This window comes from Actinoplanes sp. 13 (genome assembly GCF_056134165.1).
The window spans coordinates 219,128-245,885 of the sequence record NZ_JBVYOQ010000005.1; the positions used below are offsets into that span (position 1 = coordinate 219,128).

Here is a 26,758-nt window from a genome sequence, read left to right on the forward strand (position 1 = left end):
TACGATCTTGGCGTGACTGCGGCAGCCCTCGATTCCCCGCCGGCGACCGACCCCCCGTCGGGCGCACCCCGAGCCGTGCCCGACATCGTCCGGCGACGATTGGCCACCTTCCGGGGCACCGCCGACTCCTGGGTCGTCACCGCCGTGGTCGTGGCGATAGCCGCGGTCCTGCGGCTCTACAACCTGGGCCACCCGAACCAGCTGATCTTCGACGAGGTGTATTACCCGACCGACGCGTGGGACATGCTGACCTACGGCGTCGAGTGGGACCCGGAGCGCAGCGCCCCGGCGTTCGTGGTGCACCCGCCGCTGGGCAAGTGGCTGATCGCGTTCGGCGAGGCGGTGTTCGGCAACACCCCGCTGGGCTGGCGGATGCCCGACGCGGTGGCCGGCACCCTGATGGTGCTGATCCTCATCCGGGTGGCGTACCGGCTGTTCCACTCCATCGTGCTGGCCGGCGGAGCAGGCCTGCTGATGGCGCTCGACGGGTTCCAGCTGGTGCTGTCGCGCACCTCGCTGCTGGACATCTTCCTCGGCCTGTTCGTGCTGGCGTCGTTCGCCGCGATGGTGCTCGACCGCGACCATTACCGGCGCCGACTGCTGCACCGGCTGGAGAGCGGGCAGACCGGGCGCATCGTGCCGTGGTGGCTGCTGGCGGCCGGCGTGCTGCTCGGCCTGGCCGCCGGCGTGAAACTGAGCGCGCTGTTCTTCCTGCCGTTCTTCGCCGGCCTGGTGATCGCCTGGCGGCTGGGCGCCCGCCGGTCCGCCGGGATCCGCGGCGGCCTGCCCGGTGACCTCGGCTGGGGCCTGCTCGCCGTCGTGCTGTCCGCGGTGACCTATCTGACCACCTGGACCGGCTGGCTGGTCACCGACGGCGGCTATTACCGGCATTACCGGGCGGACACCGGGCTGAGTGAGCCGCCGGTGCTGGGCGCGTTGTACAACCTGGTCTATTACCACCAGCAGGCGTTCACCTTCCACAGCGGGCTGTCGAAGCAGCACGACTACCAGTCGTGGCCCTGGCAGTGGCTGCTGCTCGGGCGCCCGGTCAACTTCTACTCACCGCGCGAGGGCGACTGCGGGGCCGCGGACTGCATGTCGCAGGTGCTGCTGCTGGGCACGCCGATCCTGTGGTGGTCGTTCCTGCCGGCACTGGCCGCGCTGGTCTGGCTCGGGATCTCCCGGCGGGACTGGCGCGCCCACGCGATCTTCACGGGCGCCGCGGCGGGCCTGCTGCCGTGGTACTGGTTCGCGGTCGCGGACGGGCGGACGATGTTCTCGTTCTACGCGCTGCCCGCACTGCCGTTCCTGATCCTCGCCGTGGTCTACGTGCTGGGTGCGCTGGTCGCGCCGCCGGAACGGCGCCTGTCCGGGACGATCATCGCCGGGGCCTTCGTGGTGGCGGTGGCGGTCTGCTTCGCGTACTTCTGGCCGATCTTCGTTGGTCAGCCGATCCCCTACCAGGACTGGCTCGCCCGGATGTGGCTGGACGGGCGGTGGATCTGACCCGGCCCGGGCCGTCCGTCACCTTCGTCCCGAGCTGAGCCGGAACCGCCCGCTCGATCTTCATCAAGCCGTCATGTCCAAAACCAGCGACCGTCATGGATGCTGTTACCGCTCAGGAAATGCGCTTCCGGGCCGATCCGACGGACAGAGATGATGGAGACCGTAGTGGTGGCGATCGCCGGCGTGCTCGTGGCAGCCGTCGTGTTCGTCGTGCTCGAACCAGGTGATCAGCTGCCGGGACACATCGCCGGCACGCTGACGCTGGTCGCCGCCGTGCTCATCTGTCTGCGCGTCAGCCGGTCCGAGCGGGCACCCGCCGCGGTCCGCGAGTTCTGGCGGCTCTGGGCGTACTCCGCGGCCTTCTTGTTCTGCAGCGCGGTCAGCGCGACCGTCTGCGCCATCCGTGGCGATCCCGGCATGCCTCTCTACGAGGCCGTCCCGACCGTGCTCAGCCTCGGCGCGGCGATGCTCGCCTTCCGGCACGCCCCGCTGGGCCGGCGGAACGCCGCGGACTGGATGCGGCTGTTCCTCGACGGTGCGGCCGTCGCCATCGCCGGCTCCCTCTTCTTCGGCTACGTCGTGGTGAACCTGGAAGCACCCGGCACCCCGCTCCCCACCCGCTGGACGGCCGCGTTCGTCGGCGTCACCTGCCTGCTCGGTCTCGTGGTGTTCGCCAAGGCCGCGGTGAGCCCGGTCGGCGAGGTCGACCCGTGGTCGCTGATCATGCTGGCAGCCGCGCCGGTCATCGGGCTGGGCGCCGTGGTGATCCTGCTCAGCGGCGCGGAGGCGGGCAGTCAGCTGCTGTCGGTGCTGGGCTATCCGCTCGTCGGACTGGCGATGACCCTGGCCGCGTACCGCCAAGGGATCGTTCTTGCCCGGGAGAGCGACGCGCGGCAGGATGCCCGCAGACGATGGTCACTCGCGGATCCGCTGCAGTTCCTCGCCGTCGCCGTGACCGCCGGGCTGGTCATCACCGTCTCCGCCCGCGACCTGGACCTGCGCGGCCGCGCGGTGATCGTCGGCGCCGTGCTGATCGCCGCCATCGTGGTGGCCCGGCAGCTGGTCGGGCTGCGGGAGAACAACGAGGCGCTGCGCGCCGTGCGCCGCCAGCAGGCCGAGCTGGAGCGGCTGGCGCTGAGCGACTCGCTGACCGGCCTGCCGAACCGGACCGGCTTCAGCGTGGCACTGACCGCACGGCTGTCGGCCGGGCAGCCGGCGGCAGCGCTGCTGATCGACATCGACGACTTCAAAATGGTCAACGACACGCTCGGCCCGACCGCCGCCGATCAGCTGCTGTCGCAGATCGCCCGGCGGCTGCAGGAACGCTGCGGCGACGGCGAGATGGCGGCCCGGCTGGGCGGCGACGAGTTCGCGGTGCTGCTGGCCGCCGGCGACCCGGAGGAGGCGGCGGGGCGGTTCCAGCGGGCGGTGGGACGGCCGGTGACCGCCGGCGATCAGCAGTTCCTGTTGCATGCCAGCGTCGGCATCGCGGTTGCCCAGCCCGGCGAGAGCGCCGACGAGATCCTGCGCAACGCGGACATCGCGATGTACGCCGCCAAGGAGGCCGGCAAAGCGTCCTGGGTGCGGTTCGAGCCCCGGATGCGCCAGGACATGACCAACCACGCGCGGCTCGCGAGCGAACTGCACGACGGCATCGCCAACGGCGAACTGCGTCTTCTCTACCAGCCGGTGTACGACCTGGTCACCGGCGCGGTCAGTGGCGCGGAGGCGCTGGTCCGCTGGCAGCACCCGGTCCGCGGCTTCGTCTCGCCGGGCGACTTCGTCCCGGTCGCCGAGCGCTCCGGGCTGATCGTGCCGCTCGGCGCCTGGGTGCTGCGCGACGCCTGCTCCCAGCTGGCCCGCTGGCGGGCCGAACGGCCGGACACGATCGAGGCCGTCAACGTCAACGTCGCGGTCCGGCAGCTGCGGGAGGCCGGTTTCGTCGACGAGGTCGCCGCGGTGCTCAGCGAGAACGGGCTGACCTCGCGCAACCTCATCCTCGAGGTCACCGAGTCGTCGGTGGTCGACGGCTGGCAGGTCCGCGAAACCCTCCAGTCGCTGCACGAGATGGGCGTCCGGCTCGCCCTCGACGACTTCGGCACCGGCCAGTCCTCGCTCAGCCTGCTGCGCACCTTCCCGGTCGACGTCCTCAAGCTGGACAAGTCGTTCGTCGACGGCACCGAACGCGGCCACGTCGCGGTGGCCGCCGCCGTCGCCCAGCTCGCCGAGCACATGCGGCTCAAGGCCGTCGCCGAGGGCATCGAGACACCGGAGCAGTACGCCCGGCTGCGAGACATGGGATATCGGTACGGGCAGGGCTTCTACATGGCCAAGCCGCTGCCCGCCGACGAGTTCCTGCTCACGCCCGCCGTCGACGCGCCAGGTAAGGCAGCAGGAACAGGTACCCGCCGGTGAAGAACAGCAGTCCCAGCGGCAGCAGCGGCAGGTAGGACACCCACAGCACCGGGTCCTCCTGCGCGAGAGCGATCGTGGTGGCGACGACCGTCACCGTGAAGAAGACGGCCATCCAACGGTGGAAACGGCGGATCATCAGAACCTCCTGGAGAGTCCGGGCTGCCAGGAACGCTAAGGCGGGTCCGGCAGCCCGGGCTTCTCGATTACTGATCGATCTCGTCGAGGATCCGCTCGTACGTGGTTCGTGACGGCAGAGTGCCGAGCACGTGCCGCACGTTGCGCTCGGCGAAACGGAGGTCGCCGGAATCGTCCAGGGCGAGGTCGATCTGGCCGGCCACATAGTTCTGGACGGCGGTCGCGGTGCCCCGGAACGAGTCCAGGGTCAGCGGGGGCAGGGCGCCCGCCTGCGAGCGGTAACCCTCGGCCAGGGCCCGCGCGTTGCCCCAGTTGACCAGCGCCGCGCAGAGCTCCCAGGCGGGTGGCAGGCCGGCGGCGTGCTCCCAGCCGGTGACCACGAGACGGCCGCCGGCGCCGAGACGGACGTTGCCCGGGGTGACGTTGTTGTGGCACATCACCGGGTCGCCCGGCTCGCCGTCGAGGCCCTCGAGGGACACCAGGGCGGGAAGCGCGGCCCGGAGCTCGGGTGCCCAGGACACACCCTTGGCGGCCACCAGTTCGGCCGTCTCCGGCCAGCCGCGGGCGAACAGGCGCGACCCGCTCCAGGGGCAGACCCGGCCGGCCGGGAACTCCATCGCGTGCAGCCGGGCGAGCAGCCGGCCGGCAGCGTGCGCCACCGCCGGATCAGCGGGAGCGATCAACGGCGGGCCGGTCCGCACCCACTCGTAGACACGCCACCGGCTTCCGGCGATCGACTCGACGACCGTCCCGCCGCGGCTCCGCACCGGTGCGGGCAGCGCGACGCCGGTCCGCGCCGCCGCCTCCTGGAACCGCGCGTTCTCCTCGCCGTCGGTCACCGGGAAGACGTCGTCGACGGTCCGGGCCGTCCAGCGGGCGCGCACCGTGGGCAGCACCCACTGGCGCCCCACCTCGTCGGTGCGGGACAGCGATCGCATCGGCCCGGCCACCGCACCCAGCCCGAACCGATCGGCGATCCGCTCCGCCAGCGCCGGATCGGCGACCTCGGCACTGCCCTGGGCGGCGTCGACCTCGGCCTTCAGCTCGGTCCAGCCGGCGAACCCGTACTGCCGGGCCAGCTCGGCCTGCGCCTCGGCGAGCGTCGCGCCGGGACGGGCGGCCCGCAGGTCTTTCGCCTGCCGGCGCAGATGGTTGAGGTCGGGGTTGTCAGGCAGCGTCCTCACGAGAGTGCACCTCCACACGTCGAACCGATGTGGGGTGGCTTCGAGCCTTCCGGCGGGACGCGGCGCGTACCCAACGCGCTCCCCCACCCTAGTACGCCTCTGAGCGACCAGTAATCCAGCCACTTCAGAATCGCCTGGTTTGTTTCTTCCGGCTTCTCCTGCTGGATCCAATGGCCGCAATCCAGTTCGGCCACTTCGACATTCGGCACGAACGCGGCCAGGTTCGCGGACCTCGGGACCACGTCACGGGCGTCATGGATCATGAGTGTCGGCTATCGGACGACGGATCCACGTTCGCCAGCAAGCGCCAGTTGCGGTCGAAGTTCCGGTACCAGTTGATGCTGCCTGTGGACCCCGAGGACGCGAGGGCGGAGACGAAGACGGCCAGTTCGCTATCGCTCATGAGGGACTCCCCGAGAGGTTCTTCCGCCATGGCGAAGTTGATCATGGCCATGCCGGCCGGGCGCCGCGGGAGGCTCGTTCTTGCGGTACATGTTGCGAAGGAACCGGGAGGTGTTGCCCTGCAACACAGCGGCAGCGACGCCCGGCTGCCGATTGCAGTGCACGAAGTAGTAGTCGCCGGGCTGATCGAATGGCTCGAGGTGACCGGCGCTCCGGGCGTGCGGGACCACCTGGCCTCGATCGGCACCGCGCTCGTGGAGCGATACGGTGAGACAGGCACGAGCGCTGTCTGTCATGCACGACGAACTACACCGTCAGCGTCAACCGGCGCTGTCCAGACACCCGATCCTGTGACATCGCCGACGCGGCAACACTTAGGCAAGAATCGATGCGTGACCCCGTTGCGGATATCGATGGCCGTTCTAGCCACCTTGTTCTGCCTCGCCGGACTGGGGTGGATGTTCACCGGGACCTCACCAGAGTGGCTGGTTGGAAACGCCAACGTCGCGGGCGGCGTCGCAGGCACGATCGGACTCGCCGTAGCGGCATTTTCTGTGTTGTCTGCCCGCAACCCTTCCGAGCCGACACAATCGGGAACGTCTCGGACACTCGACGCTGTCGTCGAGCACCTTGCAGAAGAGACATTGCATTACTGGCGTAAGGAGGCGAAGGCCCGGCAGATCACGACCCCGGTTCCCGCGGCCGTACGTTGGAAGTGGGCGGATTCGTCGGTTGCTGCTCCTCCCGCCGCGGGTAGGCCGAGACCGAGGTCCGGCCGGGCTGTCGGCACTCACAAGAGGATTCCGATCAGCGGCGCCCAGCCCACTCGCCGGGAGAAGAACGCCACCGTCCTGACCGAAGGTATCGTCACGCGGCTGAGGACGGACCTGTACCAGGGCCGCACGCCGCAGGACAGGATCGTTGTGCTTGGCGGTGCCGGATCCGGCAAGACGACAGCGATGATCCTTCTGCTGATCGACATCTTGGAAAGCCGGCGATCTGACCCCGACGTCCCGGCGCCGGTGCTCCTCACGGTGAGCACCTGGAACCCTGAAAAGGTTGATCTGCATACATGGGCTGCCCGTGAGATAGCCGACGACTATCCGGGAATCGGCTCCTACGGGGGTCACCCCATCATCGAGCAGTCCTTACGCCGTGGCCGGATAGCCCTCTTCCTCGACGGCCTGGACGAGATGCCGGCTGGGCTCCAAGGACGAGCCCTTGACGAGATCGACCAAGCCGGAGTCGGACTGCGAGTCGTGCTGAGCTGCCGAGCCGGGGAGTACCAGTCAGCCATACAACAGCACCGCGTCTGGGGCGCGGCTGTCATCGATCTCTTCCCTGTCGGAGCCGAGCAAGCCACCGAGTTCCTTCTCGCGGAACAGCTGGGTGAGCGTCGCCGGCTTTGGGAGCAGGTCACAACACATCTTCGACGCAAGCCTGGAAGCGTAGTCTCCGAAACGCTGCGATCACCGCTGGCCCTGAGCCTCGCCCGGGACGCCTACCGGGCGGCCGATCCCAGAGACCTGCTCGATGTCCGCAGACATCCGACCCCGGATCGCCTGCGCAGTCATCTCTTCCGACAACTTCTGGTCATCGCCTATCCCGACGAGAACAAGCGCCGGCACGCCACCAACTGGCTGTCTTGGATCGCCGGACGGATGATGGGAAGCGATTTGAACTGGCCGGACATTCCGTCCTGGACGGTCCAGGCGACGATGATTTTCAGACTCACGACGAACATCCGCCTGCGAGCTGCGGCAGGCGCGACGACGGGTGTCCTTATCGCGCTTCTCCTGCCGGTGGATTTCAACAGGTCCTTGGTGCTCTACCTGGCCTTCCTGGCGGCCATCGTGGGAGGAATGGCAAGCATCTCCCTGCCGAATGTCGGTTCACGCCGGGTTGCCCGGCTGAACTTCCGGAGACTTACGCGGAGCCGTATCGCCGCGATAGCTCGTTGTGGAGCGGCGAACGGTATGGCCAGCGGCCTGCTCACCGCCTCAGCAACCGAGTTCAGCTTCTCCCATGGTTACGCCCCCGCACTCGTCGTGGGATTCGGGGCAGGATTCGCCTATGGCGTCACGGCCGCGTTGTTCTCGATGTCGATCGAGCCGGTACCCATGACGAGCCGCCTGGGGTTCATGGAGTCACATCGCGTGGACCGCACCCGCACGGTGGTGTCCGGCCTCGCATGTGGACTCGCGTTGGCCGCCCTCGCCGCCCTGCTGTGCACGTTGGTGAGCGACTCGATAGTAGGGATCGTGGCCGCACCGCCGGTGTTCCTCGCAGCCGCCAGCGCGGCAGCAAAGGGACCGACTCGCGCACTGGCAGCGGCGGAGGCTCTGCTCGCGTTCAAAGGCCGGAGTGTGAGATTCATGAGCATCCTGCAAGAGGCCCACGACAAGCAGTTGCTCCGCCAAGCTGGTCCGGTGTTCCAGTTTCGCCATGCCTTGCTGCAGGAACTGCTCCGCAAGCCATAGATCCCAGCTCGCCACCACTGTCGCAACGGAGAGGGTCGATACGATCACTCGATGTTGAACCGGCTGCGGCGCTCCCCGTACGACCACCCACCGATGCGCCGCAGCCCGGCCCTCCCCGACCCGCTCGTGCACAGCCGATCCGTCGCCCGTCCGGTGCTCGCCGCGTACACCGCCGTCTACACCGACGGTGACATGGTTCTCGACCTGCCGCCGGATCTCGACCCGGGCCTGCACGAGCTCTTCGGCTCGAAGTCGGTGCTGGACGGCGAGTACACCCGCAGCCTGCGCACCGCGCGCGACCACCCGTCCACCGAACGTCTGCAGAACACCTGGGGCGACGCCCTCGGCCGCCTCGCCGCGCGTGACGCCGGGGTCTGGGCCGAGATCGAACGGTCCCGGGCGCACCGGCCCTGGCTGCGGGCCGACGGCCGGATGATCCGGTACGGCGAGCGCACGCATCGCGTCCTCGCGCAGGACCTCGGCACGGTGGTCGACATCGAGCCGGGCGTGGCCGCCCTCGGCGTCATCCGCGACCTGGTGGCGAGCGGCCGCCACTTCCGCTACTGGGTGGTCACCCGGCACGCGTTCATCGCGCAGATGGTCTGGGCGTACGCCAACGGGCGCCTGCCCGCCAAGACGCTGCGCTGCCTGCGCGGCGCCCCCGCCGATGTGCTGCGCGACCTGGCCGGCCGGGAACGCCGCACGGCCGACCTGATGCTCTGGCACCGCGCCACCGCGCGCGAGCTTCCGGGAACCCTCACCGAGGCGTGGACGCTGCTGCGCCCGCAGGGTGTCCTGCTGCTCGGCCTGCCCGGCGACCTGCCGCTGCCGGCCGACGAGACCGACGGCTTCGACATCGAGGCCTCCGGCCGGCATCTCTGGATGACCCGCGTCCGCCGCTGACCCCTTCGAACAATCCCATTCTTGTACGCACAATGCCGGGTCCCGCACTACACCGCGACCTCACCGCGTCTCCGGACCGCAGGGCGGCTGCCGGGCTGACCTGCCCACTCACCCTCAACCCTGCCCCCGCGGCGCCTTGTTGTGGCGCACTACGATGCGGCGGTGAGCACCGCACCGACGGTTCGCCCGGCCCGGCCCGAGGACGCCACGGAGATGGCGCGGGTGAATGTGCGGTGCTGGCAGGAGACCTACCGGGGGTTGATGCCGGACGCGGTCCTCGACGACCCGGCCTTACCGGCCACCCGGGAGCGTTTCTGGGCCGCCGCGCTGACCGACGAGCGTTACCGGGACAACCGGGCTGCTGTCGCGGAGCGTGATGGCGACCTGGTCGGTATCGCCATGTCCGGCCCGCCCCTGGACGACGCGCCGGCGTGGGACCGGCAGCTGTATGTGCTTTACGTGCTGGCGACCGACCACGGCACCGGCGCCGGGCGGATGCTGCTGGAGGCGGTCGTCGGCCCGGCGGAGTCGGCGGCGTTGTGGGTGGCCGACCCGAACCCGCGGGCGCAGGCCTTCTATCGCAGGCACGGTTTCGTGGCCGACGGGGCGACCCGGCTCGAGGACGGGGTGCCCGCCATCCGCATGGTCCGCCGCCGATGACGCGGATCCACGTTCATTTGTGGTGATGGCCGGCCGGAACGGTGCGGGGGACACGGTCCTCGGTGCCGGGTTCGACGATGACGAACTGGCCCATCATTCCCTTGTCCTCGTGGCGCAGCAGGTGACAGTGATACATGTAGGGCGACGCCGGGTCGGTGTGGGCGCCGAACCGGACCAGGAGGCGGGCGGTGGCCTGCTCGGGGATGAAGACGGTGTCCTTCGGGCCGGCCTGATGGGCCGGCGGCGGCGCGCCGTCGAGGTCGAGGATCCGGAACGCGACCTCGTGGATGTGGAAGTTGTGGGCGTACGTCGTGTTGTCGATCTCCCAGATCTCCACCGCACCGGCCGGGATGACCTCGTCGATGCGCGTCATGTCCATGTCTTTGTCGTTGATCTCGGAGCCGGAGAGCGCGAACCGGCGGACGCGCGCACCGGGCGGCGGCGCGACGGGGGCCGCGCCGCCGAGCGAGGCGGGCAGCGGATCGGAGGTGGTGAGCCGACCCGCGGCGACGAGTTTGAGCAGGTCGAAGTCCTCCTCCTCGATGTCGTTGGCGGACCGGGCCGGCTCACCGCGGCTGGTCATGACGACGCTCTCGCCGGGCGCGAACCGCACCACGATCTCCACCCGCTCCCCCGGACTGATCTTGACGCGGTCCACCGGCGCCGGGCGTTCCAGCAGCCCCGCGTCGCCGGCGATCACGTCGAACACGCGGTCGTCGGCGAAACCGATCCGGTAGACGCGGGCGTTCGACGCGTTGAGCAGCCGGAACCGGACCAGTTCCGTGGTCACGTCGAGGAACGGGTCGTACGTCCCGTTGATCAGAACAGTGTCCCCCAGCAGGCCGAACGTGCCGCTGTCCACCCCACCGACGGCCAGGTTGCCGTCGCCGTCGAACTCCTTGTCCTGCACTATCAGCGGGATGTCGTCGGCGCCGTACCGGCGGGGCAGACGCGGGCCGCCGGGTTCGTCGATGAGGAACAGGCCGGCCAGCCCGCGGTAGACGTGCATGGCGGTCTTCTCGTGCAGGTGCGGATGGAACCAGGAGGTCGCGGCGGGCTGGTCGACGGTCCACCCGACGGTCCACGTGGCGCCGGGCTCGATCATCTGGTGCGGGCCGCCGTCCATCCGGGCCGGCAGCCGCATCCCGTGCCAGTGCAACGTGCTGGTCTCGGGCAGCCGGTTGGTGACCGCCATCCGAACCTTGTCGCCGCGGGTGGCGCGCACGGTGGGCCCCAGGTACGGACCGTTGATGCCCCAGGTGTCCGCGGTGACCTTGCCGGGGAGAAAGGCCGAACGACCGCCCGCGTTCAGGGTCAGGGCGAACCTTTTCGCGCCGTCGGGATCGATGCCGGGTTCCGCTAGCGGAGGAATCCTCAGGCGGTTGACGAACCCGAGTGCGGTATTGCCTCCGCCGCCGCCCGAACAGCCCGCCACAACTGTTCCGGCGCCGGAGAGAACGGCCAACGACAAAAGGCTTCTGCGTTTCACGAATACCATCGTGGCATTTTCCGGCGGCCTCGTTAATCGGTTGTCTCCCCCATCGAGAATTGCATCCCGGGAGGTATTCGTCGCGGCGGCACGTACATCCCGGGACGTATCAGGGGAGCCAGCCGGGCACGGCGCGGCCGGACTCGTACGCCCAGACCACCAGCTGCGCGCGGTCCCGCATGCCGAGTTTGGTGAGGATCCGGCTGACGTGCGTCTTCGCGGTCGCGTAACTGATCCGGAGGTCGTCGGCGATCTCCTGGTTGGAGCGGCCGGCCGCGATCAGATCGAGGATCTCCGTCTCCCGGGCGGTGAGCGCCTCCGGGACCGGCCGGGCCGGTGGCTTCAGGCGGGCCGCCACCTCGGCGATCAGGCGGCGGGTGACCGACGGCGCGAGCAGTGCGTCACCGCGCGCGACCACCCGGACGGCGTGGATCAGCTCGACCGGCTCGATGTCCTTGAGCAGGAAACCGGCCGCGCCGGCCCGGATCGCGCCGTAGACGTACTCGTCGGACTCGAACGTCGTGAGGATGACGACCCGGACACCGGCCAGACCCTCGTCGGCGCAGATCTCCCGGGTGGCGGCGAGGCCGTCCACGCCGGGCATCCGGACGTCCATCAGCAGCACGTCCGGGCGGACCCGCCGGGCCAGCGCAACCGCCTGCTCGCCGTCGGCGGCCTCACCGACGACGGTCATGTCCGGTTCACCGGCGAGGATCGAGCGGAAGCCCGCGCGTACCAGTGTCTGGTCGTCAGCCAGTGCAACCGAGATCATCGCGTGCCGTTTCCCCGCGGGGTGACCGGAAGGATCACCCGCACCCGGAAGCCGCCGCCGGGCCGCGGCCCGGCCTCGAACTCGCCGCCGGCGGCCGCCACGCGCTCCGCCATCCCGCGCATCCCGTTGCCGTGCCCCGCCTGCACCACCATGCCCCCGCCGTCGTCCTCCACGGTCACCTCGATGCCGGCACCGGTCCGGCGGACGGTCACGTCGGCGGCCGTCGCCGCCGAATGCCGGACCACGTTGGTCAACGACTCCTGCACGATCCGGTACGCGGTGAACTGCACCGCGGGAGGCGGCAACGGCGGTGGCACGTCCACACCGGCCCGGACGGTCAGGCCGCCGGCCTCGGTGCGGCGGATCAGCTCGGGCAGCGCACCGAGATCCGGCTGCACGGGACCCCGCAGCACCCCCAGCACCGACCGCATCTCCCGCAGGGCGTCCCCGCTGGCCGACCGGATCGCCCGCAGCGCGTCGAAAGCGGGCTCCGGCTCGCGGGTGTGCAGGGCGGCGCCGGCCTGCACGTTGATCAGCGAGATCTGGTGGGCCAGCACGTCGTGCAGCTCCCGGGCGATCCGCAGCCGCTCCTCCGCGGCCCGCCGCAGCGCCTCGGTCTCCCGGGTCGCCTCCGCGAGCGCCGCCCGCTCCTCGGCCCGGGCTGCCTGCCGGGCCCGGCCACGGACCACCTCACCGAGCACCACCGGGAGCAACAGAATGGGTACGACCCCGATCGCGACCTCGAAGGGTTCCGCCGCCGTGGCGGCGAGGACGGCAGCCAGCCCACCCGCGGCGCCGGCCGCCGGCACCGGACCGCGATCGACCGCCACCGTGTAGAGGGCGATCGCCAGGTTGAGGACGACCGGCGCGTCCGGGAACCCGAGCGGGTAATACGCCATCGTGGTGGCGGCGGTGACCACCAGGACGGCCACCGGGGAACGGCGCCGCCACAGCAGCACGACGGACGAGCCGATCAGCAACGCCCAGCCCAGCGGCATCAGAGGCCGGTCGGCTCCGTCGGCGGTGGCCAGCACGGTGAGGACGTCGAGCGCGAGGACCCCGGCGACGACGGCCGCATCCCACCGCCTCGCCCCCATGGGCCCACCTTAGGCCGTGGTTCGCAGCCCAGCACCCGCTACGAAACAGCGCCTACGCGGAGAAGCGGTTCACCTTCTCGGGACGTACGACGATGCGCACCACCCCGGTCTCCCGCCACTGCGCGACGAACGTCTCGTGGCTCGGGTCGTCGAAGGTCCAGTACCGGTCGGCCAGGCGGGTCGCCACCTCGGCGCCGCCGTCCTCGTGCAGGGTCACCGTGCCCTCCACCGCCACCCAGTGCTCGGGCTCCCCCACCGGGGCCGAGACGACCACCGAGACGCGCGGGTCCTCCCGGAGCCGGTCCAGTTTGGGCGCGTCCGGCAGCGAGAACATCTGCAGGTCGCCGTCGTCGGTGACCTCGAACCACACCGGCCGGGGCGACGGCCGGCGGTCGCGGCGCGGGGCGACGGTGAGGAAGGCGTACAGCGGCCGGGTGAGCAGCGCGAGATCCTCTGCGTGGAACATGTGATCAAGCCTATGCCGGGTCCGGTGGACTCACCCGGTCCGGCGGTGATCGATGTGAGCCGCTACAGTGGCCTGCTTTGGCGCCTCTAACCGGGCGCAACCAACGGGGGAGGGCAAGTGAACAAGCGATTCATGCGTGGCGGTGTGGCGGTGGCTCTGGCCGCGGCGCTCGCGGTGAGCGGCTGCGCCGGCAACAAGGGCACCGACTCCACCGGCGGCGGCACCACGGCCGCCGGGGACGCCAAGCCGGCCGACACGTCGAACGACGCCACCGCGGCGCTCGTCGGCGGGGCGAAGAAGCTGCAGGAGCAGTCCTTCAAGAGCACCATCGACATGGGCGAGATGGGCTCCATGAACGGCGTCATGGACCCGGTGAAGAACATCGGCGAGTTCACCATGGAGATCGAAGCCGAAGGCACCAGGGTGAAGACCGAGATGCGGATCATCGAAGGCACCAACTACGTCCGGCTCACCATGAAGGGCGCCGACGTGCCGGGCATGGACGGCAAGACCTGGCGCAAGCTGGACGGCAAGGGCGGCCCCGGCACCATGGGCGGCTTCAACGGCGGCGACACCATCAAGACCCTGGAGTCCGCAGCCGACGTGAAGTGGGCCGGCGACAAGGCCCTCTCCGGCACGATCGACCTGTCCAAGGCCGGCACGCACCTCGGCGTGGGCGCCAGCGACGTGAGCAAGCTGACCACCAAGGTCATCCCGTTCGAGGCGAAACTCGACGACGAGGGCCGGCTGACGCAGTACGCGCTGACCATCCCCGCCGTCGGCGACACGCCGGCCATGAACATGGACATGACGTACTCGGACTTCGGCGTGCCGGTCGACGTCAAGGCGCCGGCTGCTTCCGAGCTCGCCAAGAGCTGACCTCAGCATCGCCCGACGGGCCGGGACGCCGCTCAGCCGGCGTCCCGGCCCCGTTCGCTCGTCATCGGCCGGCTCAGTGCCACGGTCCGCCCTCATCATCCAGCGGAAGCGGCGTGAAATATTCGGGCGACACTTCTACATAGTCGCTGTCATCCGCTCCCCGCCCGACTACCTCGTCCGACACGTCCAGAGCCGGCAACGGCGTGAATCCGCCCTTGATCCGACCGGTCTCGACCCGGGGCAGTTGATCGGTCGGATCCTCTCCCGACCGCACGTGCAGATCCTCGGTCAGCACATCACCGATGAGCTCCGCGGCGATCTCAGCGAACTGTGCGGACGGATCCGCGTCCTTGGCCACGAACGCGAACCTCGTCGCCGCCTCCTGCAACGTTGCGCCGTCCGCGTTGCCGAAGCCGAAGGAGACGATCTCTGGCTGCAGCACGAAATGCCTGCCGCTGGCGTGCTGGCGAAGGCGGCGGAGTTCCACCGGCCAGTCGTCCGGGTCATCCGGTACACCGGCAAGGAACAGATAGACCGCAGGCGTCAGAACGACCTGCCCGGATTTCCGGAGGTAACCCACCTCCTGGATGATGCGATCCCGGAGCGCCTCGAACAGCGGCGCGAGACGCAATCCGTCCTTGCTGGTGAGCTGGGGTAACCGAGCCACATCGCCGGCGTCCTGAAGAGGTAGCAGGACATTGACGTCATTGGAGTACTCAATGACTGAGACTTGCAGGCGGCAGCCCAGCGTGTCCGAACGCGCCATGCTCCGGATCATGAGCGCAAGGCTTTCACCGAGCGCCTTGATCGGCTCCCCACGGACGTTGTGAGAAACGTCGACAGCGAGGTAGATCGGCAGACACGGCAGCTCCGGCCGAAATGCGCGGTTCCGGGTGACGGCAAGGTGCTCGCCCAACTCCGCATCGTTCCAAGTGGGCCGCGGCATGCCCCGGCGCTCGAGCCGATCGGTCACCGCACGCGTAACCGCGCCCATCGTCAAGAACTCGGGCGCGGCCGGTAAGCCTTGTTCCAGAACCGCTATCAGTTCACCGGTGAAGGCTGTGAAGGTCTCACCGGGCGGCGCCACCGACTGTTGGTCCGGCGCTGACGACGCCAGCGTGAAAGCACCGAACACGGCGGCCTTGACCTTCAGGAAGGTCTCGACGTCTCCCATCCCGATGGCGAGCCCGCTGTAGCAGGAATCGAGCAACAGCACCGCATTGGTCGCGTTTCGCTGCCGTACCAATTGCCTCACCGTCGGGAAGTCGATGCTGTTGTACGTCAAGTTGTCGGTAGTGGTCGACCGCAGGACCAGGTGAAGTTCGCCGTACGACGCCACCCCGTGCCCGGCGTAATAGAAGATCACCGTGTCCTCGGCACCGCGAGCGGCCTTTTGCAGAGCGTCCAGCACCCGTCCGCGGTCGTCGGGATCGAGCAGGACGACACAATCCTCCTCCCGCATCCCCACCAGATCAGGGTCGGTGAGGACGGCTCTCAAGCGCTCCACGTTGCGGGGAACGTGCGGCAGGTCCTGCCACCTGCCCGGCTCGCTGCTCCGGGCGACGCCGACGAGCACCGCCTTCGACCGGAGCGGATCAAGCCGTTTCATCACCGTCACGCTCCGCCCCGGCCTGAAGCGTCCGGATGACCTCGCCGAGATCCTGCTGCGTCTTGATGATGTACTCGACCTCTCCGCCGTCTTTGGTAAATTTCATGGTCACCTCGGAACGACGGGTGCCGAGCCACGCCGACACCGCCTGCACGATGGCGACTGCTATACCGCCCGCGCCGAAGACGGCGATCATTCCGTCGACGACACCGCCCATTCCGTCGCCGGTGGCACGCCGCAGAATCGGTGTCAACCGCGCCTTTCGCAGCCCGGGATCCGCTCGCAGCACCTGGAGCAGCGATTCACCGTCGTCATCTCGATGACCTTCTACCAGCTCGATCTCGATGCGCACAGCGACATTGTGTCCCTTCGCCATGTCGGGGACAACGCGCCGACGTGCGCGGTGGCGCCGCCGGAGCTCCTCGTGTGGACCTTCAGAACGGGACGACGGTCAACTCGCTGTAGAGGTAGTCGATCTGCTCGGGACCGAGCGTGTCACTACGGAACATCTTCCGCCGCTCGGTCGGCACCCGAACCGACGCCCGCGGCCGGTGACCCGCCACCCGGGTCTCCACCAGGGTCGCCGGGATGCCGTGCCGGGTGAGCAGGTGCCCGGTGAAGGGCCGGAACATCCGGCGGAACAGGCCCGGCTCGCTGACGTGCACCAGTGAGGCGAACAGCGGCAGCCCTTTCGGCCGGTCGCGCCGGAAGATCACGTAGCAGCGTTCGTCGCCGCGGGTGAGCAGGACGTGGCCGGCGGCCTGCGCGTGCCGGTGATCGCGGTACGCCGCCCGGTCGGGTCCGGTCAGCAGGCGGGACAGCACGCGGGGGTCGGAGCTGACCCGGCCGCGCAGCACCGGCCACGGCAGGTTGGGCACGGCCACCAGGTCGGACTCCAGGAACCGGAAACCGAGCCGCTGGTTGATCGGGATCACGTTGCCGCTGGGCGACAGGTCGGTGAAGTGGTAGCCCTCCTGGGCGAGCAGCGCTTTCAGCAGCCGCACGCTCTGCAACCGATGATTCGGGAGTACGCACCAGCCGCCCAGATTGCAGAAACGCTCGGTGCGGCCGGCGATCAGCCGGTCGGCGTAGAAGGCCAGGTACACACCGACGATCAGCGCGTCGGCGACCAGCATGAATCCGTGGTTGGGGGCCCGCACAGGCCAGGGCACCGTCATCGCCTGCGCCCAGGCCTGCGCGGAGATCCGCGGGTTGAGGTGGGCGTGCAGGAACTGCGCCACCTTCGGAATGTCGTCCGTCATGATCGGCAGAACCCGGACAGCCAACGGTCCTCCGTCTCCCTCGTTCTTTCCCAGTGAGGATGCCAGAGGACGACTCTGACCGGCCGCCGAGAATGTCACGAAGAATGTGACAGGAACTCGGAATTCCACTGCGAAGTGACGTCACCGTGCGCACTGCGTACCCACGCTTTTTCTGAAGTCCGCAGATGGAGCGAACGCAGCAGCGTCTCCCGTCTCTCCGCGGCCATCGGCCGCGCCTGCGCGGCGATGCGGGCCAGCGCCGAGGCGTCGTCGAGGTCCTCGATCCGCGGCGGCGTGCCGGCCTGCCGCGCCCGCCGCAGCCCGGCCTGGCTGGTCAGCACCGCCAGCGGCTCGGCGCCCAGCGCCCGCGTCAGGTAGTCCCGGTCGGCCTGGTCGACGACCTTGTTGCCGACCACCGCCAGTACGTCCGCCACCCCCGCCGCGGCCGCCAGCTCGCGGTAGCGCACGGCGACCGAGACGGACTCGGGCGTCGGTTCGGCCACCACCACGATCGCGTCGAACTGGGCGTGCAGCGAGTTGGCGAACGCGTCCGTGCCGGCCACCATGTCGCACACCACCCGGTCCTGGTCGGTGAGCTCGAGGTGCGAGAGCAGGTTCTCCAGGATCGCCAGGTGCCCGTGGTAGCAGCCGGTGCCGATGTCCTTCGCCTCATAGGTTCCGACGTGCAGCACGTGCGTCCGCGCGTCGAGTGCCCGGGAATGCCGCGCCAGCACCGGGTCGCCCTCGTCCAGCGTCACCCACCGTGATCCCGGGCCGGGCGGCGTCGTCGCCACGAAGTGCTCCACCCCGTCGACCAGCGGGTTGGTGCCGAGCAGGTGTTCACGCACCCGCCGCACGTTGGCCGGATGCGACAGCGCGTCCGGCGCCGCCGCCTCCACCCCGAGCAGCGGCGCGAGGTGCACGTTCACGTCGGCGTCGATCGCGAGGACCCGGTGCCCCGCCGCGCGCAGGTGCCCCACGAAGAGAGCGGCCAGGGTGCTCTTCCCACTGCCACCCTTGCCAGTAAAAGCGATTTTCATTTTCAAAAGCTTAGTGCACCGCCCACACCGGGCGCGTCACGACACACCACTCAAGGTGTACGACCTGTGGTCCTGAGCGCGAGTCGCGGATCCGTCTGCGGATGGTCGAGCAGGCCGGCAGAGTCAATACCGTCCTTGCCAATGCCCTGGCCTGATCCCATTCTGATCTCCTGGCCAAGGCCTCGACTCGCCACAAGTCGGCGTCGTGCCCTCCGCTCATCGGGTGTTTCCGGCCGCTCCACCGGCCGAAAGGCTCCGCCAAGTGGCTCTCTCGGGAGCGACCGGATGCTCGATGGTGAGCCCTGGCCACCGATCGGTAGCTTGACACCTCCCTCACCCGCGGAGCGTCCATGTCCTGCTGCCCGTCCTCAGCTGCACGGCATCGTCCCGATGTCGGCTGACCCCGACGATCAGGCGCTCAGCGCACGAGGCGGGGGCACCCGGTCTCGGGTGGCCGCCGCCATCGTGGCCGGCGTCGGCGTACTGGTGGGGTCAAATGTGATCAGCTGGCATGACGGGTACTCCGTCGCGGCCGGCTCAAGGCCGATGACCGGCGCCGAGACAAGCGCCGAGTGCCACCGCAGTTACACCGATCTCCATCCCGGATTCATCGGTGAGCCGGTTCAGCGGCTTGTGGCCGAACAGGGCGACAGCACGTTACGTGTCTACGTCGCCGAGGCCGACAACTGGATCAGTATCTGCCGCAGCAGTACAGAGGGCGTGGAATCGATCTTCGGGACGGTTATGGAACACGGTCCCGCAGACACCATCCGCCTCCACGGTGGCTGGGACGCCGTCGGCAAGGCGAACGTGCTCCTGGGGCACCTGCCTGCAGGGGCAACTACGGTCAAGGCTCACCTGGCATCCGGCCGGGTGGTCACGGGAACGGACGACGGCGAGATATTCGTGGTCTGGGAGCCGAAGGACTTGGTCGAAGGTGCGCAGATAACGGCATACGGGCCAGGCGACTCGATAGTCGCGAAAGCTGCGGCATCAGACGGCTCCTGAGCAATGGACCAACTCCACCCTGCTCGGCGCGGACGTCAGCGAGGCGGTGACGACCTACGAGCCGGTGCGGGATCCGGCCGAGCGCTGACGAAGCGGCGGGCCGCCCGCCTTAAGCCAGCAGCTCCCGGCACAACGTGAGCAGCCGCTCGTCCTCGGTGACCTGGGCGGAGGTCACCCCCGCACTGCTCACGTTGTGCCGCACCGGCGTGTCCAGCTCGGACCGCGCGTACCGGGCCGCATAGCCGTTGTTGCCGGAATCCGCCCACACCCGCGCGATCCGGGGCCGCAGCCCCGGCTCCGTCTCCCAGATCCGGCCCAGCGTCCGGGCCGCCTCCTTGCTGCCGGCCACCCGCCACAACGCGCCCGCGGCGGCGGCCCGCACCGCCGGGCCGGACCGGCCGCGCAGCAGCCGGGCGAGGCGGCGGCCCTGGCCGGCGACGCGGATGCCGAGCATCCCGAGGCCGTCGACGGCCGCCACCATGTGCTGTTCGGCCGCGCGCCGGTTGTCGAAGTACCGGTCGTAGACCGCCTCCGCCGCCGCGGCGTCCCCGGCCACGTGCCAGATCGCGGACGCCGCGGCCAGTTCCACCGCCGGGTCGCCCTGGGTGAGCAGGGCGCGCAGCTCCGGGATCCGGCCGGCGGCCGCGCGGCCGGCACGGGTGAGCAGGCCGAGCGTGGTCATGTCGATCGGCTCGCCCGCCAGGTGGTCGGCGTCGTTCGGGGCCACCGCGGTCAGCGCGTGCAGCAGGCCGGCGCGCTGGAGGTCGTACCGCCCGGGATCGTCGAAATGCTCCGGCCGCAAGGCGCGTAACCGCCGCCGCAGCGTCCGGCTCAGCGCGCGCGCCCGGATCCCGTAACCGGCGATGCTCCGGTACAGGCCGCCGGCGTCCGGCACCTCGTCGAGCAGCCGGTGCAGGATCGGCAGCAGCCGCTCGTCGCGCAGGCCGGCGAGGATCCGCACGGCCGGGCCGAGTTCCGGCCCCTGCGCGCCGGCGACCACCCAGACGATCCGGCCGTCGTCACCGGCGTACGGCTTGATCCGTTTCGTGGTCTGCGGCAGGGCCGCCCACACCGCGTCGGCGCCCGGCCGCGCGACCTCGCCGATGTCGCCGAGCAGGCGCAGCGCCGACGTCCGGACCAGGGTGTCCCGGGCCCGGAGCAGCTCACCGGCCCGCCGTACCAGCGGGTGGTACGGCCCGCGCAGCCGCTGCACCAGCGACCGCGCCTCGAACAGTGCGTCCTGCCAGGCGTCCGGAGCGTCCAGGTCCAGCATCTTCTCGAGCAGGTCCAGGTGCGCGCGCACGTCGTTGCGGTACGTCGTCCGCACCGCGCTCACCACCTGGTGGTAGCCGGGCGTCCACCGCCTCGCCGCCATCCGCCAGCCGGCCAGCAACGGCGCCGTCATCGCGTCCGGCGGCGCCGGCTGCCGGTTCAGGCCCTCCCGGTACGCGGCCAGCAACGTGTCCCGGGCCGTCTCGGGGTCGAACGGCGGCGGGTCGGGCAGCGCCGTCAGCTCGGTCAGGGCGGTGATGCGGACCCGCAGGTCGCCGTCGGTGTCCGCGACCCAGGCCAGCCAGATCCGGGTCGGCTGGTAACCGCTGCCGACCGCTCCGGTGATCACGCTGCTGCACACCAGGGTGGCCCGCACCACCGGGTCCGGCTCCTCGACGTACCGCTCCCACAGCAGCTCCGGCAGGCCCGGAGTCAGCCGCGCGACGGCCCGCACGGTGTAGGCGGCCGCGTCCCGGACCTGCGGATCCTCGTCGGCCAGCCACCCGGTCAGCCCGTCGTGCCCGGCCAGCAGCCGCTTGGCGCGCAGCGTCTCACCGGCCATGTACCAGGTGCGGTCCGCCCCGGACAGATCACCGACCAGCCGCAGGATCCGCCCCCGCTCGGGCTGCGTGGCGTCGGCGACCAGCTCCAGCAGGACCGGCAGCGCCGCCACCACCCAGGGCCGCACGTCCACGCCGTCCGGCGCGATCAGATAGAGATCGCGCAGCGCGGTGGTCCGGGCAGCCGGATCGCCACCGGCCAGATCGGCGAGCAGCGAGGGTACGCGTGAGCCGCACTCCAGTGACATCCAGTCGACGTGGTGCACCCCGGTGAGCGGAACGGCAGTCTCCGTCATGCCGTAGATCATGGTGGGCCCGGCCTCCGCCGGCTACCGGAGGACCCCCGGACGGGACGGTCCTCACCCGGCCGTGGCTCTCCGCGGCGTCAACCTCTTGACAACCGTTTTGATCCCGATCGATTCCGGACGAGTCCTCACGTGACGCGAGAGGTCACCGATACGGCATGGACGTAGAGGCGGGCCACCGGCGCCCGCAACGACCGGGAGGAGTCAGCCGCAGTGAACGGCGACGGTATAACGAAGACGACGACACGCCGCACAGTCGAACGGTTCGCCACCCCCGCCCTGGCCATGATCCTGGCCCTCACCGCGGCCGCCGCCCCGGCGCAAGCCGCCGCACCCGCGCCCGCCCCCGCGGCCACGACGTGGTCGAAACTGATGCAGCGCAAGTTCGCCCTCGAGGCGGAGTCGGCCCGGCTCGCCGGGCAGCTGCCCGCCATGCGCGCCACCGTCACCACCCGCAACACCGAAGCCACCCGGGCCCGGACCGCACAGAACGTTGCCGCGACGGCCCTGACCAGGGCCACCACGGCCGACGAGAAGGCCCGCGCGGCACACACGTCCGCGAAGAACACGGTCGTCATGGCGAAGAAGGTCCTGGCCACCGCGAAGAAGCAGCGCCCCCGCAGCCCCAAGCGGATCACGCGGGCGCAGCAGGCCCTGAACGCGGCCGGCGCCGCCGTCCCGGCCCGCGCGGCCACCGCCCGGCAGACCGCGGCGACGCTGAGGACCGCACGCACCGCGCACGACGCGGCGACGAAGCAGGTCACCACCACGACGCTCGCCCACCAGAGGGCGACCACGGCGGTCACCACCGCGGTGACGAGGATCAAGGCCCAGCCGAAGTACAGCGCCGACCTCGTCGCGCAGGCCCGGGCGATCAGCGGCCAGGCCGTCACGCAGACCCGCGCCGCCTTCACGCTCAGCCAGACCAGCACCGTCTACGGCGTCACCGTCAACAAGATCGTGGCGCTGCCGTTCAAGCGGATGCTCGACGACGCCGCCAGGGCCGGCGTCCCGCTCTCCGGCGGCGGCTTCCGCACCAAGCAGCGGCAGATCGAATTGCGGAAGATCAACGGATGCCCCGACGTGTGGACGGCGCCCGCCTCCTCCTGCCGGGTGCCCACCGCGATCCCGGGCCGGTCCCTGCACGAGATCGGCCTGGCCATCGACATCACCTCCGGCGGCCGCACCATCACCAGCCGCAAGAGCCCGGCGTTCACGTGGCTGGCCGCGAACGCCGGCAAGTACGGCCTGGTGAACCTGCCCTCCGAGCCCTGGCACTGGTCCATCACCGGCGGCTGACGCCACCGCGATCCGCCGGGCCGTGCGTTCCCCCGACGCACGGCCCGACGGTGGTTCGCAGCGCCGTCGCCAGCCAGTCGAGGTCCTCGGTGGCGTCCGGCCAGCTGCGCCGTCCGCGCACCCGGGCGACGAGCCGGCGGTACCTCTCCATGCCCGCCCCGATCCCGGCTTCCAACGAGGTGAGCACGGCAGCCGGATCCGCATCACCGAACATGCCGGCGACCAGCCGGGCCGCGGCGGGACCGTCCGGGCGAGCACCGTCCCGCCTGGCTTCGGCCACCTTCTCGACGACCTGCCGGGCCCACCAGATGCTCGCCCCGGGCGGCTTGGCCCCACCGGGCACCGGGGTGTTCAGCTCCAGGAAGACCCGCATCCGCGACCGGTACTCCGGATCCTGGAGCAGTTCCGCCAGCTCGATCCAGGCATCCACCTGATCCGGGGTGGGATCGTCGGGCAGATCCATCCGCAGTTCGCGCACCTTGTCTCGCCGGCTCTCCTCGAGGTCGAGGCCACCGAACACGTCCGCCTTGAAATCGTCGATGATCTGCATGCGTTCGGCAGCCGAAAGCCGCGCCAACCGGTTCATCAGTGCTGTCTCCTCCGTCGTGGAGCCACGTTTCGACACGGTCGACAACACCGCCCGGCTGACCTTGAGGGACCGGATCCGCACGTCGAGCGCGGCCACGTGCGCCTCGGCGACCTCGGCCACGGTGGCCCGTCCGTCGAGCACCCGGCACACGTCGCCGAGCGGAAGGCCCAGTTCCCGCAACGTGCGCACCAGCTCGACGCGGGCCACACCCGTGGCGTCGAAGAGCCGGTAGCCGGCCGCGGATCGGCCCGCCGGCGGGATCGCGCCCTCGTCCGACCAGAACCGCAGGGTACGCACGGCGAGGCCGGTGCGGCGCGCGAGCTGACCGATGGTGAGCAGACCGTTGTCGTCGTCCATGGGGAAATCCTCAACGCTCCAGCCGCTGGAAGGTCAAGCCCTCGCCCTCTGCGTGTGAAGTAAGGGCGCGAATCGCACCCCAACTTCACACACTGCTCGCTCTCTGCGGCGGTCGGTGACGCGGGTGCCGGGGCGCGGCACCCGCGTCATCGATCGATCACGGCTTCCGCGCCCCCGAGCGGACGAAGACCGGCATCGTGTCGAGCGTGGTGGTGATCGAGGCGGTGGTGCCGCCCCGGTACTTCTTGCCGGTGAAGTAGTCCGTCCAGGTGCTGCCGGGCGGGAACCACACCGTCGTGGAGGCGGTCGTGCCCGGCGTGGTCACCGGTGCCACCAGCAGGTCCGGGCCGTAGAGGTACTGGCTGCCGGCCGTCGCGTACGCCTCCTGCTCACCCGGGTAGGCCAGGTACATCGCCCGGGTGATCGGGGTGCCGGTGCGGGTGGCCTCGGCCGCCGCCGCGTACGTGTAGGACTGCAGCCGCTTCCGCAGGTTCAGGAACTTCTTCGCGGAGGCGTTCGCGGCCTCGCCGTACTGCCAGGGCAGGCGGTCGCTGTGGTTGGAGTGCAGACGGTCGATCGGCTGGAACGTGCCGGCCTGCACCCATCGGGCGTACAGATCGTCGGGCAGTTTGGTGCTGCCGGGCTCGGCGCCCGGCTCCTGGAGGCCGCCGGTGTGGCCGCCGATGTCGTGGCTGACCGACGCCAGGCCGGTGGCGGCCGACTCCCCCGGGGTGTAGCCGACGGTGAACCGCAGCGTCTCCCAGTTCGAGATCGTGTCGCCGGTGAAGTGCAGCGTGGTGCGCTTGTCGGCCCACGGTCCGGTGGCCACCGGGCCCGGGTTGGCGTAGCCGCCGGCCTGCAGCGACCCGTACGCCCGGGAGAACGCGAACCCGGTCAGGTCCGCGTACTGCTTGTTGATCCAGGCGTCCGGGGTGACGCCGGGCAGCGTGGAGCGGGCGGCGTCGCAGCACCAGTCCAGCCACCAGAAGTCGACCGAGGCGTCCATCTGGTCGTGCAGCCAGAGGTACGACTTCAGCTGGTCGGGGTCGCCGAAGTCGAACACGTAGCAGTCCGGCCCGCCGTTGCAGCCGGTCCGCTGCAGCTTGCCCTTGGCGATCGCCTGTGCTTCGGCGAAGCGCGGGTCGGAGCCGAGGATGCTCGGGTGGATGTTCAGGCCGGTGCGCACGCCTTGCTTGCGCAGCGACGCGGCGAACGCGTTCCAGTCGGGGAACCGGGTCGGGTCGATCGACCAGCCGTTCCACTTGTCCGGCGCCTTGAAGTCGGTGTCGACGACGAGGACGTCCAACGGCACGCCCTCACTCTTGAAGCGCGCCACGATGTCCTGGAACTCGGCGGCCGTACGGTCGAAGTACTGCGAGTACCAGACGCCGTACGCCCATCGGGGCAGCAGCTTCGTCGGCCCGGTCAGGGTGGACAGCTCCCGCAGCGCGCGGCGGTAGTCCTGGCCGTACGCGAAGACGTAGCCGTCCTGGCCGCGGGCCGGGCGCTGGGTCACCGTGCCGGTGCGCGGCCGGTACAGCGCCGACGCGGAGTCGTCGAGCAGCGACCAGCCGTCCTGGTGGAGCAGACCGGCGTAGGTGCGCGCGCCGCCGTTGACATTGTCCAGCCCGCGCCGGTACCCGCCGAGCGGCGCGTGCGGGGCGAGCAGCGGCGAGCTCTTCGCGGTGACCGCGACGGTGTCCACGTTGATGTTGCAGCTCTGGTCGGTGGGGCACCCCAGCGTCACGGTGTTGGTGCCGGCTTTCAACGGCACAACCACCGATCGGGTACGCCAGAAGTCCCACCCGCTCGTCGGCGGCAGGGTGACGGTCACCGGCGTGGCGTCGTTCGCCGTCACGGTCATCGTCCGTGACTGCACCGGCTGACTGCCGGCCTGCGCGTTCGCGTACCGCACCTGCACCTGGTGGTCGCCCGCGGCGGGCACGCCGGTCACGGTGAGGGCGATCCCGGCCCCGGTCCGTTCCAGGCCGGCCACGAAGCCCTCACCGGAGTACCCGTTGTGGTCGTCGGCGAGCCGGGCGCCACCGGCCGGCGCGCCGGTGTCCGCCTCGCACACCGTGCCGAACGCGCACGGCTGCGGGCTGGGCGGCACCGGTGCGGGGTACGCGGCACCGGGCGTGAGCACCGCCAGGCTGTCCACGTTGACGTTGCCGGAGTCGGTCGCCGTGCGGACCAGGCCGATCTCGTGCCGGCCGGCGGTCAGGTCGAGCGGCACCGAGGTGAGCGCCCAGGTGTCCCAGTCGGCGGTCGGCGGCAGGCTCAGGGTGCCGGCCGCGACACCGTCGACCGTGACGGTGAGGGTGCGCGTGACGTTCTGGCCGTCCCCGCCGGTGCTGTTGGCGTAACGGACGCCGAGCTGCCGGGTGCCCGCCGCATCCGGGGTGACGGCGAAGGTGAGCGAGGTGCCGGTGCCTTCGAAGCCGGCCGCGAAACCCTGGCCGGTGAAGTCACGGTGATCGGTCGCCGCGCTGACACCGTTGAGGGCGAGACCCTCGGCCTCGCACAGGGCGCCGGGCACGCAGTCCGGAGCACCCTGACCCGCCCAGGGTGCGGCGGTCACGGTCTGTTTGCCGGTCTTCAGCCGTACGGTGAGGTTGCCGGCGGAGAACGGCCCGGACCCGAGCCGGTACCGCAGGGTGGCGGCGCCGGTGTCGATGGTCAGCCAGCCACCGGAGATCCGCTTGCTGAACCGGGTCGGTGCGAAGTCGTCGCGGCCGATCACGTTGAACGTGTCGCCGTCGGTGAACCGGCCGCCGGCGGCGTACTCGGTGCGGATCAGGGTGGGCGAGAGGACCTGGAAGCGGGCGTCGCCCGCGACCACGGTCTGCCGTTGCTGTGTGGTGGCCAGGGCGGACGAGGACGGCACCAGGGCGAGGCCGCCGGTCACCAGGATCAGGGAGGCCGCGGCCGCGACCCTCCGTCGGACGAGATCGCGCAACAGACGCTCCCTCTGCGGTAAACGTTGGAAACCTATCGATGACAACGCTGTCATCCACCGGTGACCGAAGTCAATGGATCAAGGGAGTTCCGGACCCCGGCCGGCGGCCG

General features: G+C 70.3%; 22 protein-coding genes. 8 read left to right on the forward strand and 14 right to left on the reverse strand.

From position 1 onward, the window contains the following. Positions 1-12 precede the first annotated feature (12 nt). Both AC0NH5_RS13540 and AC0NH5_RS13545 read left to right on the forward strand, forming a co-directional pair. Positions 13-1,506: a dolichyl-phosphate-mannose--protein mannosyltransferase gene (locus AC0NH5_RS13540; RefSeq protein WP_474403366.1), complete on the forward strand. Its 1,494-nt coding sequence runs from the start codon at positions 13-15 to the stop codon at positions 1,504-1,506. Positions 1,507-1,656: 150 nt separating this feature from the next. Continuing rightward, positions 1,657-3,921, forward strand: coding sequence for a putative bifunctional diguanylate cyclase/phosphodiesterase (locus AC0NH5_RS13545; RefSeq protein WP_474403368.1), 2,265 nt, complete (start codon positions 1,657-1,659; stop codon positions 3,919-3,921). Here AC0NH5_RS13545 and AC0NH5_RS13550 read toward each other — a convergent pair. The 3 genes from AC0NH5_RS13550 to AC0NH5_RS13560 form a co-directional block, all read right to left on the reverse strand. Beyond that, positions 3,866-4,057: a hypothetical protein gene (locus AC0NH5_RS13550; protein ID WP_474403370.1), complete on the reverse strand. Its 192-nt coding sequence runs from the start codon at positions 4,055-4,057 to the stop codon at positions 3,866-3,868. The genes AC0NH5_RS13545 and AC0NH5_RS13550 overlap by 56 nt on opposite strands. Positions 4,058-4,124: 67 nt before the next feature. Then, positions 4,125-5,240, reverse strand: a complete 1,116-nt coding sequence (locus AC0NH5_RS13555) for a phosphotransferase (protein ID WP_474403372.1) — start codon at positions 5,238-5,240, stop codon at positions 4,125-4,127. Further along, positions 5,237-5,503, reverse strand: a complete 267-nt coding sequence (locus tag AC0NH5_RS13560; RefSeq protein ID WP_474403374.1) for an alpha/beta fold hydrolase — start codon at positions 5,501-5,503, stop codon at positions 5,237-5,239. Before AC0NH5_RS13560 ends, AC0NH5_RS13555 begins: the two co-directional genes overlap by 4 nt. A 168-nt stretch (positions 5,504-5,671) precedes the next feature. On the opposite strand from AC0NH5_RS13560, the gene AC0NH5_RS13565 reads away from it, so the two are divergent. The 3 genes from AC0NH5_RS13565 to AC0NH5_RS13575 all read left to right on the forward strand — a co-directional run bounded on the left by AC0NH5_RS13565 (position 5,672) and on the right by AC0NH5_RS13575 (position 9,685). Next, positions 5,672-8,122 (forward strand): NACHT domain-containing protein, encoded by a 2,451-nt coding sequence (locus AC0NH5_RS13565; protein WP_474403376.1) that lies wholly within the window; start codon positions 5,672-5,674, stop codon positions 8,120-8,122. Positions 8,123-8,173: 51 nt separating this feature from the next. Further along, positions 8,174-9,025: a hypothetical protein gene (locus AC0NH5_RS13570; RefSeq protein ID WP_474403378.1), complete on the forward strand. Its 852-nt coding sequence runs from the start codon at positions 8,174-8,176 to the stop codon at positions 9,023-9,025. Positions 9,026-9,187: 162 nt separating this feature from the next. After that, positions 9,188-9,685, forward strand: a complete 498-nt coding sequence (locus tag AC0NH5_RS13575) for an N-acetyltransferase family protein (protein WP_474403379.1) — start codon at positions 9,188-9,190, stop codon at positions 9,683-9,685. A 13-nt stretch (positions 9,686-9,698) separates the two neighbouring features. On the opposite strand, the gene AC0NH5_RS13580 is transcribed toward AC0NH5_RS13575, so the two are convergent. From AC0NH5_RS13580 to AC0NH5_RS13595, 4 genes are all read right to left on the reverse strand, one after another. After that, positions 9,699-11,150 (reverse strand): multicopper oxidase family protein, encoded by a 1,452-nt coding sequence (locus AC0NH5_RS13580; RefSeq protein WP_474403381.1) that lies wholly within the window; start codon positions 11,148-11,150, stop codon positions 9,699-9,701. Between the two features lie 133 nt (positions 11,151-11,283). After that, positions 11,284-11,946, reverse strand: coding sequence for a response regulator (locus AC0NH5_RS13585; protein ID WP_474403383.1), 663 nt, complete (start codon positions 11,944-11,946; stop codon positions 11,284-11,286). Beyond that, complete coding sequence (locus AC0NH5_RS13590; RefSeq protein ID WP_474403385.1) at positions 11,943-13,043, reverse strand: sensor histidine kinase; 1,101 nt, start codon at positions 13,041-13,043, stop codon at positions 11,943-11,945. Before AC0NH5_RS13590 ends, AC0NH5_RS13585 begins: the two co-directional genes overlap by 4 nt. Positions 13,044-13,095: 52 nt before the next feature. Next, positions 13,096-13,509, reverse strand: coding sequence for a pyridoxamine 5'-phosphate oxidase family protein (locus tag AC0NH5_RS13595; protein ID WP_474403387.1), 414 nt, complete (start codon positions 13,507-13,509; stop codon positions 13,096-13,098). Between the two features lie 117 nt (positions 13,510-13,626). On the opposite strand from AC0NH5_RS13595, the gene AC0NH5_RS13600 reads away from it, so the two are divergent. Next, positions 13,627-14,388 (forward strand): hypothetical protein, encoded by a 762-nt coding sequence (locus AC0NH5_RS13600; RefSeq protein ID WP_474403389.1) that lies wholly within the window; start codon positions 13,627-13,629, stop codon positions 14,386-14,388. A gap of 73 nt (positions 14,389-14,461) precedes the next feature. On the opposite strand, the gene AC0NH5_RS13605 is transcribed toward AC0NH5_RS13600, so the two are convergent. From AC0NH5_RS13605 to AC0NH5_RS13620, 4 genes are all read right to left on the reverse strand, one after another. After that, positions 14,462-15,997 (reverse strand): caspase, EACC1-associated type, encoded by a 1,536-nt coding sequence (locus AC0NH5_RS13605; protein ID WP_474403391.1) that lies wholly within the window; start codon positions 15,995-15,997, stop codon positions 14,462-14,464. Next, positions 15,984-16,349, reverse strand: coding sequence for an effector-associated constant component EACC1 (locus tag AC0NH5_RS13610; RefSeq protein ID WP_474403393.1), 366 nt, complete (start codon positions 16,347-16,349; stop codon positions 15,984-15,986). The genes AC0NH5_RS13605 and AC0NH5_RS13610 overlap by 14 nt, the downstream gene beginning before the upstream one ends. Before the next feature lie 82 nt (positions 16,350-16,431). Next, complete coding sequence (locus tag AC0NH5_RS13615; RefSeq protein ID WP_474403396.1) at positions 16,432-17,259, reverse strand: hypothetical protein; 828 nt, start codon at positions 17,257-17,259, stop codon at positions 16,432-16,434. 95 nt (positions 17,260-17,354) lie between these two features. Then, positions 17,355-18,299, reverse strand: coding sequence for an ATP-binding protein (locus AC0NH5_RS13620; RefSeq protein WP_474403398.1), 945 nt, complete (start codon positions 18,297-18,299; stop codon positions 17,355-17,357). A 450-nt stretch (positions 18,300-18,749) separates the two neighbouring features. Between AC0NH5_RS13620 and AC0NH5_RS13625 the strand changes: the two genes are divergently transcribed. After that, entirely contained in the window at positions 18,750-19,307 is a 558-nt protein-coding gene (locus AC0NH5_RS13625; RefSeq protein WP_474403400.1) for a hypothetical protein, read from the forward strand. Between the two features lie 109 nt (positions 19,308-19,416). On the opposite strand, the gene AC0NH5_RS13630 is transcribed toward AC0NH5_RS13625, so the two are convergent. Further along, the gene (locus AC0NH5_RS13630) at positions 19,417-21,435 is read right to left on the reverse strand and encodes a hypothetical protein (protein WP_474403401.1); all 2,019 of its coding nucleotides are present in this window, start codon (positions 21,433-21,435) and stop codon (positions 19,417-19,419) included. Between the two features lie 222 nt (positions 21,436-21,657). On the opposite strand from AC0NH5_RS13630, the gene AC0NH5_RS13635 reads away from it, so the two are divergent. Further along, the gene (locus AC0NH5_RS13635; protein WP_474403403.1) at positions 21,658-22,743 is read left to right on the forward strand and encodes a M15 family metallopeptidase; all 1,086 of its coding nucleotides are present in this window, start codon (positions 21,658-21,660) and stop codon (positions 22,741-22,743) included. Here the strand turns inward: AC0NH5_RS13635 and AC0NH5_RS13640 are convergent. Both AC0NH5_RS13640 and AC0NH5_RS13645 read right to left on the reverse strand, forming a co-directional pair. Further along, the gene (locus tag AC0NH5_RS13640) at positions 22,730-23,689 is read right to left on the reverse strand and encodes a MerR family transcriptional regulator (RefSeq protein WP_474403405.1); all 960 of its coding nucleotides are present in this window, start codon (positions 23,687-23,689) and stop codon (positions 22,730-22,732) included. The genes AC0NH5_RS13635 and AC0NH5_RS13640 overlap by 14 nt on opposite strands. Before the next feature lie 157 nt (positions 23,690-23,846). Beyond that, complete coding sequence (locus AC0NH5_RS13645) at positions 23,847-26,648, reverse strand: TIM-barrel domain-containing protein (RefSeq protein WP_474403408.1); 2,802 nt, start codon at positions 26,646-26,648, stop codon at positions 23,847-23,849. Between the last annotated feature and the right edge of the window lie 110 nt (positions 26,649-26,758).